The sequence below is a fragment of the Rathayibacter sp. AY1E3 genome (assembly GCF_002932235.1).
Classification (GTDB): domain Bacteria; phylum Actinomycetota; class Actinomycetes; order Actinomycetales; family Microbacteriaceae; genus Rathayibacter.
In genome coordinates, this window is sequence record NZ_PSVN01000005.1 from 59,513 (window position 1) to 74,130 (window position 14,618).

Sequence of the window (14,618 nt, forward strand, 5' to 3'; positions counted from 1 at the left end):
GGCCGAGCAGCCCGACCCGATGATCCCCGCCGCCACCGCCCGGCTGCGCTTCCGCGAGATGACCGCCGAGGACCTCCCCGACATGGCGGATCTGCTCGGCGACCCGGTCGTGATGCGGTACTACCCCGCGCCGAAGGACCGCGAGCAGGCAGCCGCCTGGATCGAGTGGAACCGGCGCAACTACCGCGAGCACGGCTTCGGGCTGTGGATCGTCGAGACCCTCGACGGCGAGTTCGTCGGCGACTGCGGGTTGACCTGGCAGCGCGTCGACGGCGGGATCGAGCTCGAGGTCGGCTACCACGTGCGGGCCGGTCTGCACGGCCGCGGCTACGCCACCGAGGCGGCTGCGGCCTGCCGCGACCTCGCGCTCGCCCACCGCCTCGCGGGACGACTCGTGGCGCTCGTGCACCCGGACAACGCCGCCTCGAGGCGCGTCGCCGAGAAGACCGGCCTCCGCGTGATCGCCGAGGACCGCGACGGCGGCGGACTCGTCCGCACCGTGCTCGGGATGCCGCTCGTCGGGCCCGGGCGCCGGCCTCGGGAACGCTGACCGAACGCCTCCGACGGCTCCGGACCACCGCGCTCGGCCCGCGCCGAGCAGGCCCTGAGCTGGACGGTCCTGAGCTAGATCCGGTCCTCCAGCGCCGCGATCAGCGCCGCGCGGTCCTCACGGAGGATCGAGGCCCCGCCCCCCGGCACGGTCCGCACCTCGACGCCGCGGGCGGCGAGGACGCCGCCCAGCGAGCCGTGGCCCAGCGGGTCCTCCGGCATCACGGCGAGCGTCGGCACGGGGAACGTCTCGGGGGCCTCGGCCGCACCCCGTGCCGTCAGCCCGCCGGCGGAGTCCTGCTCCCAGAGCGCGTGGGCCGACACGTCGAGCTCGATCTGCTCGTCCGTCCAGATCGGGTGGCGGTGGCGGAGGGAGCCGGCGTCGCCCTTCTCGACGTGCGCGACCGAGCCGCCGCGGTGGAGCGCGCTCGTCAGTCCGCGGGCGTCCGAGAACGCGGGGTCGAGCAGGACGAGCCGGTCGGCGCCGTACTCCGGGGCGAGCCGGGTGGCGACGACGGCGCCGAGGCCGTGGCCGATGACGAGATCGGGGGTCTGCAGCACCGAGGCGCGGACGTCCGACGCCCAGCGCTCCGGCGAGTACACGGGCGACGCCGGCGAGCCGCCGTGACCGGCGAGATCGGGGGCCACCACGCGGTAGCCGTGCTCGTGCAGCGTCGGGACCAGGGCGTACCAGATCCGGGAGTCGGAGCCGAGGCCGTGGAGGAGGAGCGCCGTCCGCTCGCCCGTTCCGCCGTAGTCGCGGACGAACAGCGCCAGCGGCTCGGCCGGCGCGGCGGCCAGCGCCTTCCGCTCGGCACGGGTCGGCTCGAGCACGAGGGTGTTGCCGAACGCCTGCGGTGCCGGCCCGAACGCATCGCGCGCGCTCTGGATCACCTTGCGGCCGAGCATCGCGTTGCCGACGCCGCCCAGTGCCGCTCCGATCCCGAACGGCATCGCCCGGCCGATCAGGCCCGCGCCCTGCTGGGCGAGGAAGTGCTTGGCGAAGGACTTCTTGGCGCGGTCCGCCAGCTCGCCCACGAGGAAAGACGGCAGGCCCTTCGTGACCACGGAGCCCCAGTACTGGTTGAGGCCGCTGCCCCCGCCGACGGCCTGCCCGGCCACCTGGCGCACCATCTCGCTGCCGGAGGAGCCCATCATCAGCGTGAGCACGAGGGCCCGCGCGCGGTCCGGGTCCTCGAGCGGGATCCCGTGCACCTCCGTCACCGACTGCGCGAAGAGCGCGCTCGCCTCCAGGAACCCCGCCGCTCCCGCGCCGGAGAGGGCCACCGAGGCGGCCGTGCCGATGCCGGGGACGACGGCGGTCGCCCCGATCGCCGCGCCTCCCGCGGCCACGCTCGAGAGGTACTGCCGCTCGAGCGACGTGATGATCTGCTCCGGAGTCGCCCCGGGACGCCGGCGCCGCAGCAGGCGGATGTTCGCCAGCACGGCCGGGCGCTGCACCGCGAGGAGCCGGTCGAGCAGCTTCGCCAGCTGCGCGTTCTCGGAGCCGTCGGCCTGCTCCACCTCGCCGGCCCTCTCCACGGCGCGCTCGCGCTTGCGGTCCTTCTGGGCCATGTCGTGCACTCCTGCGTCCTCGGGCGCCGCGTGCGGGAGGGGTCAGTCGTCGGAGACGGTGCCCTGGACGGGCGGGCCCTCGGCCGGCGCCGTGCTGCTCCGCGGTGTCGGCGCGTAGTCCTCAGCGTAACGCGCGAGCACCTCCTCGATCGGCGCGTCCAGCACCAGGCGGCCCTTGTCCAGGTAGAGGCCGCGCGTGCAGAAGCGGCGGAGGTCGCGCTCGTTGTGCGAGACGAAGAAGAGGGTGCGGCCGGAGGCGAGCAGCTCCTCGATCCGCGCGTAGCACTTCTCGCGGAAGGCCCTGTCGCCGACCGCGAGCACCTCGTCCACCAGGATGATCGGCTCCTCGAGCCGCGACACGACGGAGAAGGCGATGCGCACCTTCATCCCGCTCGAGAGGTGCTTGTAGGGGGTGTCGAGGAAGTCGCCGATCTCGGCGAACTCGATGATCGAGTCGAAGCGCGCGTCGACCTCGCGCTTGGACATCCCGTGGAGACCCGCGGTCAGGTAGACGTTCTCGCGGACGCTCAGGTCGGCCACGAAGCCGCCGGTGATCTCGATGAGCGGAGCGACGCCCCCGCGCACCTCCACCGCGCCCTCGTCCGGCAGCACCACGCCGGCGACGAGCTTGAGCAGCGTCGACTTGCCCTGACCGTTCCGGCCGACGACACCGATGGCCTCGCCCGCCCGCACCTGCACGTCGAGCCCGCGGAGCGCCCAGAACTCGCCGGGCCGCGAGCGGCGGGAGCGGCCGGCGAAGAGGTCCTTGAAGGAGCGGCGGCCCCGCCGGTTGCGGCGGAAGCGGATCCCGAGGCCGCGGCACTCGATGACCACCGGGGCGTCGGCCATCACAGCTCCTTCAGCACCGCGCGCTCGGAGCGGCGGAAGACGACGAGGCCCAGCGCCAGCACGAGCACCGAGATGCCCGCGGAGGCGAGGATGAGCGGGACGTCGAGCTCGCTCTCGAAGAACGCGGAGCGGTAGAGGGCGAAGATCCCGCTGAGCGGGTTGAGCGCCGCGAGCGGCCGGATCTGCTGAGGCAGGTTGGCCGTGGAGTAGATGATCGGCGACGCGTAGAAGAGGAACCGGAGGACGAGCTTCACGGCCCGCTCCAGATCGCGGAAGAACACCACGAGGGGGGCCACCAGCAGACCCACGCCGAGCGTGAGCACCGCCTGCAGCAGGATCGCCACGGGGAACAGCAGCGCCGCCCAGGTCAGGTGCGCGCCGGCGATCACGGCGAAGAGCACCAGCACCGGCAGGCTCGCCACGAACTCGATGCCCTTCGAGAGCACGATCCGCCCGACCCAGATGGTCCGCGGGATCGACGTCGACCGCACCAGCTTCGCCTCGCGGAGGAACGCGCGGGTCGCGTCGGAGGTCGCCTGGTTGAACCACATCCACGGCAGCAGGCCTGCGAGCAGGAAGACGATGTACGGGTCCTCGCCGACGGTCCGCTGGAAGACGACGGTGAAGACGAAGAAGTAGATGCCCGACATGACGAGCGGGTCGAGAACCGACCAGACGTAGCCGAGCGCGCTCGTGGCGTACCGGACGGTGAGGTCGCGCCTGGTGAGCAGCCAGAGGGAGTGGCGGTAGCGCCAGGCCCGGGAGCGCCGGTGGCGCAGGGCCGTCTCGGTCGCGAGGGTGTCGGCCGTGCTCACTGCGCGACTCCTCCCGTCGGCTTCGCTCGAGCCGGGGGAGGAGCCGGGAGCGTCAGACGAAGAGGTTCGCGCGCTCGAGGTCCTCGGCGAAGTCCACCTCGACGGCGTAGAGGTCGGAGATGTCCATCGGCTCGACGAGCAGGCGGTCCTGCTCGATCGCCAACTCTATGCCACGCTCGAAGTAGTCCTGGGCGTCGACCCGGGCGAGCTGGCGCACCAGCGCGGCCTTGTCGGAGGCGGACACGTAGTTGATCCCGACCGCCTCGCCGAGGCCGCCGCGCACCGTCTTGGAGAGCTCCTGGATGAAGCCCTCGGCGCTCGTCGTGTACTTGACCTCCTCGTCCGACACCTTCGAGGTGTTGACGGTGACGAAGGAGACGTCCTTCGCGATCAGCGCGGCTGCCCGGTCGAGGATGCGCGGGTCGAAGACGACGTCGCCGTTCATCCACAGCACGCCGCCCTGCCCGCTCGCCTGCAGCGCGCGGAGGAGGCTCTTGGAGGTGTTGGTCTGGTCGTACTGCTCGTTGTAGACGAACGTCGCCGAGGGGAAGGCCTCGATGATGTGCTCGAGCTTGTAGCCGACGACGATGCTCACCGGGACCTTCGTGCCGAAGGCGTGGTGGATGTTGTCGAACTGCTGCTGCATGATCGTGCGCCCGTCGCTGAGCGGCGTGAGCGGCTTGGGGAGGGAGCGGCCGAGCCGGCTGCCCATCCCTGCGGCGAGGATGACGACGGTGGCAGGGCTGCTGCTCGTCGAACCTGTGTGCATCATCGTGTGTTCTCCTCGAATTAACCGCTGCGTCTCGATCTGGTCGACTCCTCGGGTAGAGACCTAGTGTACAGTTCACGCCCCCCGGGGCCAGGGTGGTTGACCTCTCGCCGTGTCGCCGGGTGTCGGCGCGGGCGCCGGGGGCCCGCGGGCGAGTTGGTACCGTAGCCGGATGACGTCCGTGACGAACGCCGAGCCCGCTGAGGGTGCCGCGGATCCGGACGGCGCCTCGCCCGTCGTCTTCGAGCTGCACCAGCTGACCCGGACCTTCGGGAGGACGGTGGCGGTCGACCGCATCGACCTGGCCGTCCGCGCGGGGACCTTCTACGGGATCATCGGCCCGAACGGCGCGGGCAAGACCACCACGCTCTCGATGATGACGGGCCTTCTTCGACCCGACACCGGCCGCGTCCTCGTGCACGGCGTCGACGTCTGGAAGGACCCGTCGGCCGCGAAGCCGCTGATCGGGGTCCTGCCCGACCGCCTCCGGCTGTTCGACCGGCTCACCGGCGCCCAGTTCCTCGCCTACTCCGCCGCGCTGCGCGGCATCGACCTCGCCACGGCGAAGCAGCGCACGGTCGAGCTGGCCGAGGCGCTCGGCCTCTCCGACGCGCTGGAGCGCCTGATCTCGGACTACTCCGCGGGGATGGCGAAGAAGGTCGCCCTCGCGGCGGCGATGATCCACGCCCCGCGCGTGCTGGTCCTCGACGAGCCGTTCGAGTCGGTGGACCCGGTCTCCTCGGCCGCCGTGATCACCGTGCTGCGCCGCTTCGTCGAGGGCGGCGGCACCGTCGTCCTCTCCAGCCACGGGCTCGACTTCATCGAGCGCGTCTGCGACGACGTGGCCGTGATCGTCGGCGGGCGCGTGCTCGCCTCCGGGACGGTCGCGGAGGTCGCCGGCACCGCGACGCTGGAGGAGCGCTTCCTCGAGCTCGCGGGCGGCAAGCAGATCGCCGAGGGGCTGCAGTGGCTGCACGACTTCTCCGGCTGAGGGTCGACGTCCTCCTGGGCGCGTTCCGCTCCGGGCCCGCGCGCTCGGCCGGCGCCGTCCTGGGCGTGCTCGTGGTCGTCGCGGTGACGGCCCTGCTGATCGCGGCGATCGGCGCTCTGCGCTCCTCGGACGCGGCGGCGGGCGCACTCGTGACCGCCGGCGGCCTCGTCTCCGTCGGCTTCCTGGTGCTGCCCTTCCTGCTCGGCCCGCTCGACCCGATGGATCCGCGCGCGTTCCGCCTCTTCGGCCTTCCGCCGCTCCGCCTCGCCGGGGCGCTCGCCCTGGCCGGCCTCGTCTCGGTCCCCACGCTCGCCCTGCTGGTGGTCGGGCTCGCGAGCGCGCCGCTCGTCCCGGGCGCAGGCGCCTTCGCCGTGGTCGGCCCGCTCCTCGCGGTGGCGACGGCCTCGCTGTTCGCGCGGATCGGCCTCGCCGCCTCCGCCGCCCTCGTCCCCTCCCGGACCGCCCGCGAGCTGCTGGCCGTCCTCGGCCTGGTGCTGATGCTGGGCGGTCCCGCAGCCCTCGGCGCCGCCGCGCTGGTCGACACGGGGGACACCCCGGTGCTCGAGCGCTGGGGCGCGGCGATGGGGGCCACTCCGTTCGGCGCGGCGTGGATGATCGCCCCGGCCGCCCGGACCGGCGACGCGCTCGGCCCGCTCCTGCTGGCACTGGCGACGCTCGTCGCGGCGGGCGCGCTCTGGTGGCTCGTCGTCCGCCTGCTGACCGGGCGCCCCGAGCGCACGCACCGGCCGCCGCGCGGCCTCCGGCTGGGCTGGTTCGACGTCCTCGGCTCGACCCGGACCGGCGCGATCGCGGCGCGCAGCATCACCTACTGGCTCCGGGATCCGCGCTACCAGGCGTCGCTCGTCGCCGTGCCGGTGCTGCCGGTCGCGGCCCTGCTGCTGCTCGCGGTCGTCGGCGTCCCCTTCCCGCTGCTCTCGCTGCTCCCGGTCCCGCTGATCGCGCTGTTCCTCGGCTGGTTCCTCCACAACGACGTCGCCTACGACGGATCGGCGTTCTGGCTCCACGTGGCGGCGGGCGTCCGCGGCTGGTCGGACCGGCTCGGCCGCGCCTTCCCGACCCTCCTGCTCGGCGTGCCGGTCGTCGTGCTCGGCTCGCTGATCAGCAGCGCGACCTCGGGTCTCCCCGGTGCGCTGCCCGTCGTGCTCGCGGTGAACACCTGCCTCCTGCTCGTCCCCGCCGGCGTCGCCAGCGCCGTCTCGGCACGGCTCGCCTATCCGGCTCCGCGCCCGGGCGACAGCGCGTTCACGCAGCCCCAGGCCCCCGGAGCCAGTGGCGCCGGTCCGCAGTCCCTCGCGTTCGGCCTGGGGCTGCTCCTCTCGGCTCCGGCCGTGGTGCTCGGCGTCCGGGCCCTGTTCGTCGACCCGGAGGCGGCGGGCGACGCCGTGCTCGTCGGCTTCGGCAGCGCCGTGGTCGTCTTCGCCCTCGGCGTGCTCCTCGGCGGCCGGCTGTTCGAGCGCCGCGCGACCGAGCTGGTCGCGTTCACCAGCCGCTACTAGCGCCGCCCGATCCGGAGCGCACGGCCGCGGGCCCGGGCGCCGCGCGTAGGATCGTCGGCATGATTCCGCGCGTCCAGAACAGCAGCACCGACCCCCTCGAGGGAGGCGGAGGAACCGCCACGCTCGACCGCGAGCTCGAGGAGCTCCTCAACCAGGAGTCCATCGAGCCGGGCGACCACGAGCGCTTCTCCCACTACGTGCCGAAGGACAAGATCCTCGAGAGCGCCATCACCGGCAAGCCGGTCCGCGCGCTCTGCGGCAAGAAGTGGCTCCCGGGCCGCGACCCGGAGAAGTTCCCGGTGTGCCCGGCCTGCAAGGAGATCTACGCGAAGATGAAATGAGCTCCCGCCCCGCTCACTCGTAGCGGGTCGGGAGGACGGGCTCGCCGCGGCCGAGCCGGAGCGCGTCGATCGGCAGCTCGAGGACCGCGTTCGCGTGGTGCGCGCGGGCGGCCGCCACTCCCTCGATGCCGAGGTGCTCGGGACGGATCGTCCCGTCCTCGATCAGGGGGACGAGCAGCGCCCGCTCGCCCTCGCCGACGGCGCCCTCGGGGCCGGCACCCACGTGCACGACCTCGGCCTCGGCGACCCCGTCGTCGGAGAGCAGACGGCCGGCGGCCTTCCGTCCGCCGATCGACGCCTTCGAGACCGACTTCTTCGCCACCGCGACCCACTCGCCCGCGTCGTCCTCGTGCGCGACCAGCTTGTAGACCATGCCCGCCGTCGGGTGGCCCGAGCCCGTCGCCACCGAGGTGCCGACGCCGTAGGAGTCGACCGGTGAGGCCGCGAGCGCGGCGATCCCGTACTCGTCGAGGTCGTTCGTGACGGTGATGCGCGTGCCGGTCGCGCCGAGCGCGTCCAGCTGCTGCCGGACGGCGGCCACCTGCTGGGGGAGGTCCCCGGAGTCGATGCGCACGGCGCCGAGGCCGGTGCCCGCGACGCGGACCGCCAGGTCGACGGCGGCCGTCACGTCGTAGGTGTCCACCAGGAGGGTCGTGCCGGGGCCGAGCGCGGCGACCTGCGCGCGGAACGCCTCCTCCTCCGAGTCGTGGAGGAGAGTGAAGGAGTGCGCGGAGGTGCCCATCGTGGGCACGCCGAAGCTGCGGCCCGCCTCCAGGTTCGAGGAGGCGCCGAATCCGGCGATGTAGGCGGCGCGAGCCGCGGCGACGGCGGACCGCTCGCCGGCGCGGCGCGAGCCCATCTCGGCCAGCGGTCGCCCGTCGGCGGCCGAGACCATCCGCGCGGCGGCGCTCGCCACGGCGCTGTCGTGGTTGAGGACGCTGAGCACCAGGGTCTCCAGCAGCACGCCGTCGGCGAAGGGCGCCTCGACGATGAGCACGGGGGAGCCCGGGAGGTAGACCTCGCCCTCGCGGTAGCCCCAGACGTCGCCCCGGAAGCGGTAGTCGGCGAGCCAGTCCAGCGTGCGGGAGTCGACGACGCGGTTCTCGCGGAGCCAGGACAGCTCGTCGTCGCCGAAGCGGAAGCGCGAGATCAGCTCGAGGAGCCGGCCGGTGCCCGCGAGCACGCCGTAGCGGCGTCCGGGCGGGAGGCTCCGGGCGAACACCTCGAACATGCAGCGGCGGTCGGCGGTGCCGCTGCCGAGGGCGCCCTCGACCATCGTGAGCTCGTACCGGTCGGTGAGGAAGGCCGTGGAGTCCATCCGCTCAGTGTTCCACGGCCGCCCCCGCGCGGCCCAGGCGCGGGTGCCGGGGCTTGCGCACGCCGCCGGGCCCGGGAACGGCGTGCGGCCGGGACCGGGCCGCAGGGCGCGGGTAGGCTGTTCCTCTGTGACGGACGCACCGCTGGGCATCTTCGACTCCGGAGTCGGCGGGCTCACCGTCGCCCGCTCCGTGATCGACCAGCTGCAGAACGAGTCGATCGTCTACCTCGGCGACACCGCGCACTCGCCCTACGGGCCCAAGCCGCTCGCCGACGTCCGCGCCTACGCCCTCGACACCCTCGACACCCTGGTCGACCAGGGCGCCAAGCTGCTCGTCATCGCCTGCAACACCGCCTCGGCCGCGATGATGCGCGACGCCCGCGAGCGCTACACGCTCGGCCGCGGCATCCCGGTGATCGAGGTCATCCAGCCCGCCGTCCGCAGCGCTGTCCGCGACACCCGCAACCGCCGCGTCGGGGTGATCGGCACGGTCGGGACGATCCGCTCCCGCGCCTACGACGACGCCTTCGTCGCCGCGCCCGACCTGCAGCTGTTCACCGCCGCCTGCCCGCGCTTCGTCGAGTTCGTCGAGGCGGGCGTCACCTGGAGCGACGAGCTGCTCGCGGTGGCGGAGGAGTACCTCGCGCCGCTCAAGGCCGCGGGGGTCGACACGCTCGTCCTCGGCTGCACCCACTACCCGCTGCTGCGCGGTGCCATCGCGTACGTGATGGGGCCGGACGTCCGCCTCGTCTCGAGCGCCGAGGAGACCGCGCTCGACGTCTACCGGACCCTCGTGGCGCACGGCCTGCAGCGCACCTCCGCCGCGCCTCCGACCTACCGGTGGGAGGAGACGGGCTCGAGCGACTTCGTCCGCCTCGCCCGCCGCTTCCTCGGTCCGGAGGTCTCGAGCGTCGACCTCGTCGAGACCGGCACCATCAACCTGCGCGAGCTCGACCGGGCCGCGCTCCCGCACGATCGAGGGAGACCCGAGTGACCGACAGCACCGCATCGAAGGCCGCGCGCAAGGACGGGCGGGCGCCCGACGAGCTGCGCACCGTGACGATCGAGCGCGGCTGGAGCACCCAGGCGGAGGGCTCCGCGCTCGTCTCGTTCGGGAACACCAGGGTGCTCTGCACCGCCTCCTTCACGAACGGCGTGCCGCGCTGGCTGCAGGGCAAGGGCAAGGGCTGGGTCACCGCCGAGTACGCGATGCTGCCCCGCTCCACCGACTCCCGCATGGACCGCGAGTCGGTCAAGGGGAAGGTCGGCGGGCGCACGCACGAGATCTCGCGGCTGATCGGCCGGAGCCTCCGCGCGGTGGTCGACACGAAGGCGCTCGGCGAGAACACCCTCGTGATCGACTGCGACGTCCTCCAGGCCGACGGCGGCACCCGCACCGCGGCGATCACCGGCGCCTACGTGGCGATGGCCGACGCGATCGAGTGGGCGCGCGGCAAGAAGTACGTGGGGCAGAAGGCGCAGCCGCTGATCGACAGCCTCTCGGCGGTGTCCGTCGGCATCATCGACGGCGTGCCGATGCTCGACCTGGCCTACGTCGAGGACGTGCGCGCCGAGACCGACATGAACGTCGTCGTCACCGGACGAGGCCTGTTCGTCGAGGTGCAGGGCACCGCCGAGGGGGCCCCGTTCGACCGCCGTGAGCTCGACGCCCTGCTCGACCTCGCGGTCGCCGGTGCCTCCGACCTCGCCCGCATCCAGGCCGAAGCGCTCGCCGCGGAGCCCGGAGCGTGAGCCTGGACCTCGTCCTCGCCACCCACAACGCGGGCAAGGTGGAGGAGTTCCGCGCCATGCTGGCCGGCGCGCTCCCCGGAGTCGGCGTCCGCGCCTACGACGGACCCGAGCCCGTCGAGGACGGCGTGAGCTTCGCCGAGAACGCGCTGATCAAGGCGCGCGCGGCGGCGGCGCACACCGGCCTCGTGGCGCTCGCGGACGACTCCGGGATCTGCGTCGACGTCCTCGGCGGCGCGCCGGGCATCTTCTCGGCCCGCTGGTCGGGACGCGCGCACGACGCGACGGCCGACCTCGAGCTCCTCCTGGCGCAGCTGCACGACGTGAAGGCGGAGCACCGCGGTGCGCACTTCAGCTGCACCATCGCCCTCGTGGTGCCGGACTCCGTGCTCCCCGGCGGTCAGGAGACGGTGGTCGAGGGCCGCTGGGACGGCGCGATCGCGACGGCCCCGCGCGGTGCGAACGGCCACGGCTACGACCCGGTGTTCGTCCCCGAGGCCGGGGCGCTCACGGCGGCCGAGCTCGCTCCCGAGCAGAAGAACGCCCGGAGCCACCGCGCCCGCGCCTTCACCGCGCTGCGCGCCGAGCTCGCCGCCCTGTCCGCCCGGCTCTGACCCCGGCGGGTTCCCACCGCGGGATGTCACTCCGGTGCACGCCTGTCGGCGTGCCGCGTGCCGGAGTGGCGTCTCGCGGAGGCGGAGGTCAGGACTTCGGGTGCTTGTCGTCCAGGGTGTCGGCGTCGAGCACGTAGGCGGCCGACTCGGTCGAGTCGGTCTCGGGGTCGGCGGCGAGCTTCGCCTTGCGCTGCTGCTGGAAGAAGTGGAACAGCGTCGGCACCAGCGCGAGCACGACCGCGCCGATCAGGATCACGTCGATGTAGTGCGAGACGAAGTCGGCGACCGGCGGGATGAAGGCGAGCAGCCACCCGATCAGGGTGACCCCGCTGCCCCAGATCAGGGCGCCGATGAGGTTGTAGAGGCTGTACTTGCGGTAGTTCATGTGGGCCACGCCGGCCGCGATCGGCGCGAAGGTGCGGACGATCGGCACGAAGCGCGCGAGGATCACGGCGAGGCCGCCGAAGCGCTCGAAGAACGCGTTGGTCCGCTTCACGTTCTCGATGCTGAAGAAGCCGGACTCCTTGCGCTCGAAGATGCGCGGGCCGGCCTTGTGCCCGATCAGGTAGCCGACCTCGCCGCCGACGAAGGCCGAGAACCCGACGGCCAGGCAGATGACCCAGATCGGGACGCCGAGGCCGCCGTTCGACGCGTTCTCGTGCGCCAGCAGGCCCGTGATGATCAGCAGCGTGTCGCCCGGGAAGAGGAAGCCGATCAGCAGTCCGGTCTCGGCGAACACGATGAGGCAGACCACGAGCACACCCCAGGGGCCGAACGAGGTCAGGATCGTCTCCGGATCGAGCCAGGGGACGAGGGCGGCGTGATTCAACGGATCTCCAGTCGACGGGGGCCGGTGGCCGGTCGGCGGTCACGCGAGCGCGCTCAGCGTACCGGCCGATCCCGTGCGGAAGGAGGGACTCGAACCCTCACGCCTCTCGGCACAGGAACCTAAATCCTGCGTGTCTGCCATTCCACCACTCCCGCGTGCGGGCTCCAGTGTAGGAGGAGGGCTCCGCGCCTCAGCCGCGGGAGGCCGCCCGGGGGAGGTACCGCGGGATCCAGCGGGCGAGCGCCCCCGCTCCGCCCAGACCGAGCACCCCCATCACGACGGCGGCGAAGGGGAGGGAGACGAGGGCGGTGAGCGCCGACACGACGATCGGGGCGGCGGCGTTGCCCGCGTCACCGGTGAAGCGGAACGCGCCGAGGAACGGGGCCGGATCGGCCGGGGGCGCGAGATCGGCGCCGATGGTCATCAGGATCCCGGAGCCGATGCCGTTCGCGGCCGCGAGCACGCAGGCCACGGCGACGAACCAGGGCACCGGATCGAGGGCGAGCACCGAGGCGGCGAGGGCGAGGTGGCCGAGCCCGAGGCCGATCATCGAGGGGATCGCGGTGGCGCCCCGGCCGAAGCGGTCCATCAGCTGGCCGCCGGCGTAGAAGAGGGCGAAGTCGAGCGCGCCGGCGATGCCGATGATGATCGCGGTGTCGGTCTCGGCGAGCCCGATGCTCACCGCCCAGAGGGGGAGGATCAGCGTCCGGCTCGCCCGCAGCGCCCCGATCACGGCGGCGCCGGTCCCCATCCGAGCGAGGACCCCGCGGTGCTCGCGCAGCGTCCCGAGCAGCGACTGCGGCGACTCCGGGACGGTCGCCGACGCCTCCGCGGCGACCACGTCCTCCGGAGCGGCGCGGTCGGCCGCGGCCTGCGCCCGCCGCAGCACCGTCGCGGGGTCGGGCACGAGCAGCAGGACCACGACCGCCGCCACGCAGCAGACGATGTGCACCCAGAAGACGGACTCGACGGAGCCGGTGAGGTGCACCACCCCGGCCGCCAGGAACGGGCCGATCAGCCAGCCGGCGCGGAACGCCCCGGCGAGGGCGCTGAGCGCGCGGGCGCGGTGCGTGATCGGGACGAACGACGTCATGAACGCGTGCCGCGCCAGCGCGAAGACCGCGGTCGCGAGGCCGATCACGAAGACGCCGATCGTCAGCCCGACCCACGACGTCGAGAGCAGGCACACCACGAGCCCGAGGATCGACGCGGCCGAGGCTCCGAGCATCGCGCCGCGCTCGCCGATCCGGGAGACGATCCAGCCGCTGGGGATGTCGCCCGCCAGCTCGCCGATCATGATCATCCCCGCCACGAGGCCCGCCAGGGCCAGCGTCGCGCCGAGGTCGCCGGCCGCGGCCGGCAGGAGGGGGATGATCGCCCCCTCGCCGATGGAGAAGAGGAGGGTGGGGAGGAAGGTCGACAGCAGCAGCGGCCCGACGGGGAAGGGGCGCGGAGCGGTGCTGGTCACCGTCCCCAGGGTACGCCCGGGCCGGAGGGCGGCCCCCGCCCCCCGGTAGTCTGGACGCACCATGCTGGACAACGACTTCACCGAGCAGATCACTGCTCTCCGCTCCACCTTCGCCGACATCCGCGCCGTCATCGACGTGGACGGTCTCCGCTCGAAGATCGCCGAGCTCAGCGAGCAGGCCGGCGCCCCCGACCTGTGGGACGACACGGCCAACGCGCAGAAGGTGACCAGCGCCCTCAGCCACCGCCAGTCCGAGCTCGCGCGGATCACCGCGATCGACCGGCGCCTGGACGACCTCGAGGTGCTCGTCGAGATGGCGAACGAGGCCGAGGACGCCGAGTCCGAGCAGGAGGCGATCGCCGAGCTCTCCTGCCTCCAGAAGGTCATGGGCGAGCTCGAGGTGCAGACCCTGCTCGACGGCGAGTACGACGACCGCCCCGCCGTGGTCACCATCCGCGCGGGAGCGGGCGGCGTCGACGCCTCCGACTTCGCCGAGATGCTCATGCGCATGTACCTCCGCTGGGCCGAGAAGCACAAGTACGCGGCGACCGTCATGGACGCCAGCTACGCGGAGGAGGCGGGCATCAAGTCGGCCACCTTCCAGATCGACGCCCCCTACGCCTTCGGCACGCTCTCGGTCGAGGCCGGAACCCACCGCCTCGTGCGGATGAGCCCCTTCGGCGCCGCGGGCAAGCGCCAGACCTCCTTCGCCGCGGTCGAGGTCATCCCGCTGATGGAGGAGGCCGGGGCGATCGAGATCCCGGACAACGACATCCGCGTGGACGTCTTCCGCTCCTCCGGCCCCGGCGGCCAGTCGGTGAACACCACCGACTCCGCGGTGCGCCTCACCCACCTGCCCACCGGCACCGTCGTGTCGATGCAGAACGAGAAGAGCCAGATCCAGAACCGCGCCGCGGCGATGCGCGTGCTCCAGTCGCGGCTCCTGCTGCTGCAGAAGGAGCAGGAGGCGGCCACCAAGAAGGAGCTCGCCGGCACCATCACCGCGAGCTGGGGCGACCAGATGCGCAGCTACGTCCTCGCTCCGTACCAGATGGTGAAGGACCTGCGCACCGACCACGAGGTCGGCAACCCCTCGCACGTGTTCGACGGCGATCTGGACGGCTTCATCGCCGCCGGGATCCGCTGGCGGAAGTCCTCCTAGCGCGGCTCGGGCGCGTCCCCACCGACGCGCCGCGCGCCCCCTCGGCGGACTCTTCGGGATCGTCGCTTACCC

15 protein-coding genes and 1 tRNA gene are annotated in these 14,618 nt (G+C 73.0%); 8 read left to right on the forward strand and 8 right to left on the reverse strand.

Features of this window, described 5'->3' with window-relative positions:
- Positions 1 to 19: 19 nt before the first annotated feature.
- Positions 20 to 550: a GNAT family N-acetyltransferase gene (locus tag C5C53_RS05660; protein WP_104226961.1), complete on the forward strand. Its 531-nt coding sequence runs from the start codon at positions 20 to 22 to the stop codon at positions 548 to 550.
- Between the two features lie 74 nt (positions 551 to 624).
- Here C5C53_RS05660 and C5C53_RS05665 read toward each other — a convergent pair whose 3' ends face one another.
- From C5C53_RS05665 to C5C53_RS05680, 4 genes are read right to left on the reverse strand one after another with little or no spacing between them, the layout of a single operon-like run.
- Complete coding sequence (locus C5C53_RS05665) at positions 625 to 2,124, reverse strand: alpha/beta fold hydrolase (RefSeq protein ID WP_104226962.1); 1,500 nt, start codon at positions 2,122 to 2,124, stop codon at positions 625 to 627.
- Between the two features lie 42 nt (positions 2,125 to 2,166).
- Entirely contained in the window at positions 2,167 to 2,973 is an 807-nt protein-coding gene (locus C5C53_RS05670) for an ABC transporter ATP-binding protein (protein ID WP_104223571.1), read from the reverse strand.
- Complete coding sequence (locus tag C5C53_RS05675) at positions 2,973 to 3,788, reverse strand: ABC transporter permease (RefSeq protein WP_374954252.1); 816 nt, start codon at positions 3,786 to 3,788, stop codon at positions 2,973 to 2,975. Before C5C53_RS05675 ends, C5C53_RS05670 begins: the two co-directional genes overlap by 1 nt.
- A 52-nt stretch (positions 3,789 to 3,840) precedes the next feature.
- Positions 3,841 to 4,557: an NTP transferase domain-containing protein gene (locus tag C5C53_RS05680; RefSeq protein ID WP_104226983.1), complete on the reverse strand. Its 717-nt coding sequence runs from the start codon at positions 4,555 to 4,557 to the stop codon at positions 3,841 to 3,843.
- Between the two features lie 172 nt (positions 4,558 to 4,729).
- On the opposite strand from C5C53_RS05680, the gene C5C53_RS05685 reads away from it, so the two are divergent.
- Genes C5C53_RS05685 through C5C53_RS05695 form a run of 3 tightly spaced genes read left to right on the forward strand, consistent with a single transcriptional unit; the run spans position 4,730 to position 7,406 of the window.
- Positions 4,730 to 5,548 (forward strand): ABC transporter ATP-binding protein, encoded by an 819-nt coding sequence (locus tag C5C53_RS05685; RefSeq protein WP_104223570.1) that lies wholly within the window; start codon positions 4,730 to 4,732, stop codon positions 5,546 to 5,548.
- Positions 5,524 to 7,065, forward strand: a complete 1,542-nt coding sequence (locus C5C53_RS05690; protein ID WP_104267044.1) for an ABC transporter permease — start codon at positions 5,524 to 5,526, stop codon at positions 7,063 to 7,065. The genes C5C53_RS05685 and C5C53_RS05690 overlap by 25 nt, the downstream gene beginning before the upstream one ends.
- Before the next feature lie 59 nt (positions 7,066 to 7,124).
- Complete coding sequence (locus C5C53_RS05695) at positions 7,125 to 7,406, forward strand: DUF3039 domain-containing protein (RefSeq protein ID WP_104223568.1); 282 nt, start codon at positions 7,125 to 7,127, stop codon at positions 7,404 to 7,406.
- A gap of 13 nt (positions 7,407 to 7,419) precedes the next feature.
- Here the strand turns inward: C5C53_RS05695 and C5C53_RS05700 are convergent, their stop codons facing one another.
- Positions 7,420 to 8,724, reverse strand: a complete 1,305-nt coding sequence (locus tag C5C53_RS05700) for a nicotinate phosphoribosyltransferase (RefSeq protein ID WP_104267045.1) — start codon at positions 8,722 to 8,724, stop codon at positions 7,420 to 7,422.
- A gap of 127 nt (positions 8,725 to 8,851) precedes the next feature.
- Here C5C53_RS05700 and murI point away from each other — a divergent pair, with 127 nt between their 5' ends.
- Genes murI through rdgB form a run of 3 tightly spaced genes read left to right on the forward strand, consistent with a single transcriptional unit; the run spans position 8,852 to position 11,087 of the window.
- On the forward strand, positions 8,852 to 9,718 hold the full coding sequence (gene murI, locus C5C53_RS05705; protein WP_104223566.1) for a glutamate racemase: 867 nt from the start codon (positions 8,852 to 8,854) through the stop codon (positions 9,716 to 9,718).
- Positions 9,715 to 10,476: a ribonuclease PH gene (rph, locus tag C5C53_RS05710; protein ID WP_104256032.1), complete on the forward strand. Its 762-nt coding sequence runs from the start codon at positions 9,715 to 9,717 to the stop codon at positions 10,474 to 10,476. The genes murI and rph overlap by 4 nt, the downstream gene beginning before the upstream one ends.
- Positions 10,473 to 11,087 (forward strand): RdgB/HAM1 family non-canonical purine NTP pyrophosphatase, encoded by a 615-nt coding sequence (gene rdgB / locus C5C53_RS05715; RefSeq protein ID WP_104267046.1) that lies wholly within the window; start codon positions 10,473 to 10,475, stop codon positions 11,085 to 11,087. Before rph ends, rdgB begins: the two co-directional genes overlap by 4 nt.
- A gap of 88 nt (positions 11,088 to 11,175) precedes the next feature.
- Here the strand turns inward: rdgB and C5C53_RS05720 are convergent, their stop codons facing one another.
- The 3 genes from C5C53_RS05720 to C5C53_RS05730 all read right to left on the reverse strand — a co-directional run bounded on the left by C5C53_RS05720 (position 11,176) and on the right by C5C53_RS05730 (position 13,384).
- A complete protein-coding gene (locus tag C5C53_RS05720; RefSeq protein WP_104223563.1) occupies positions 11,176 to 11,916 on the reverse strand; it encodes a DedA family protein in 741 nt (246 codons plus the stop codon).
- Positions 11,917 to 11,990: 74 nt separating this feature from the next.
- A tRNA-Leu gene (locus C5C53_RS05725) sits at positions 11,991 to 12,071 on the reverse strand.
- A gap of 35 nt (positions 12,072 to 12,106) precedes the next feature.
- On the reverse strand, positions 12,107 to 13,384 hold the full coding sequence (locus tag C5C53_RS05730) for an MFS transporter (RefSeq protein ID WP_244230655.1): 1,278 nt from the start codon (positions 13,382 to 13,384) through the stop codon (positions 12,107 to 12,109).
- Positions 13,385 to 13,445: 61 nt separating this feature from the next.
- Between C5C53_RS05730 and prfB the strand changes: the two genes are divergently transcribed.
- Positions 13,446 to 14,546, forward strand: coding sequence for a peptide chain release factor 2 (gene prfB, locus C5C53_RS05735; protein ID WP_104267047.1), 1,101 nt, complete (start codon positions 13,446 to 13,448; stop codon positions 14,544 to 14,546).
- Positions 14,547 to 14,618 lie beyond the last annotated feature (72 nt).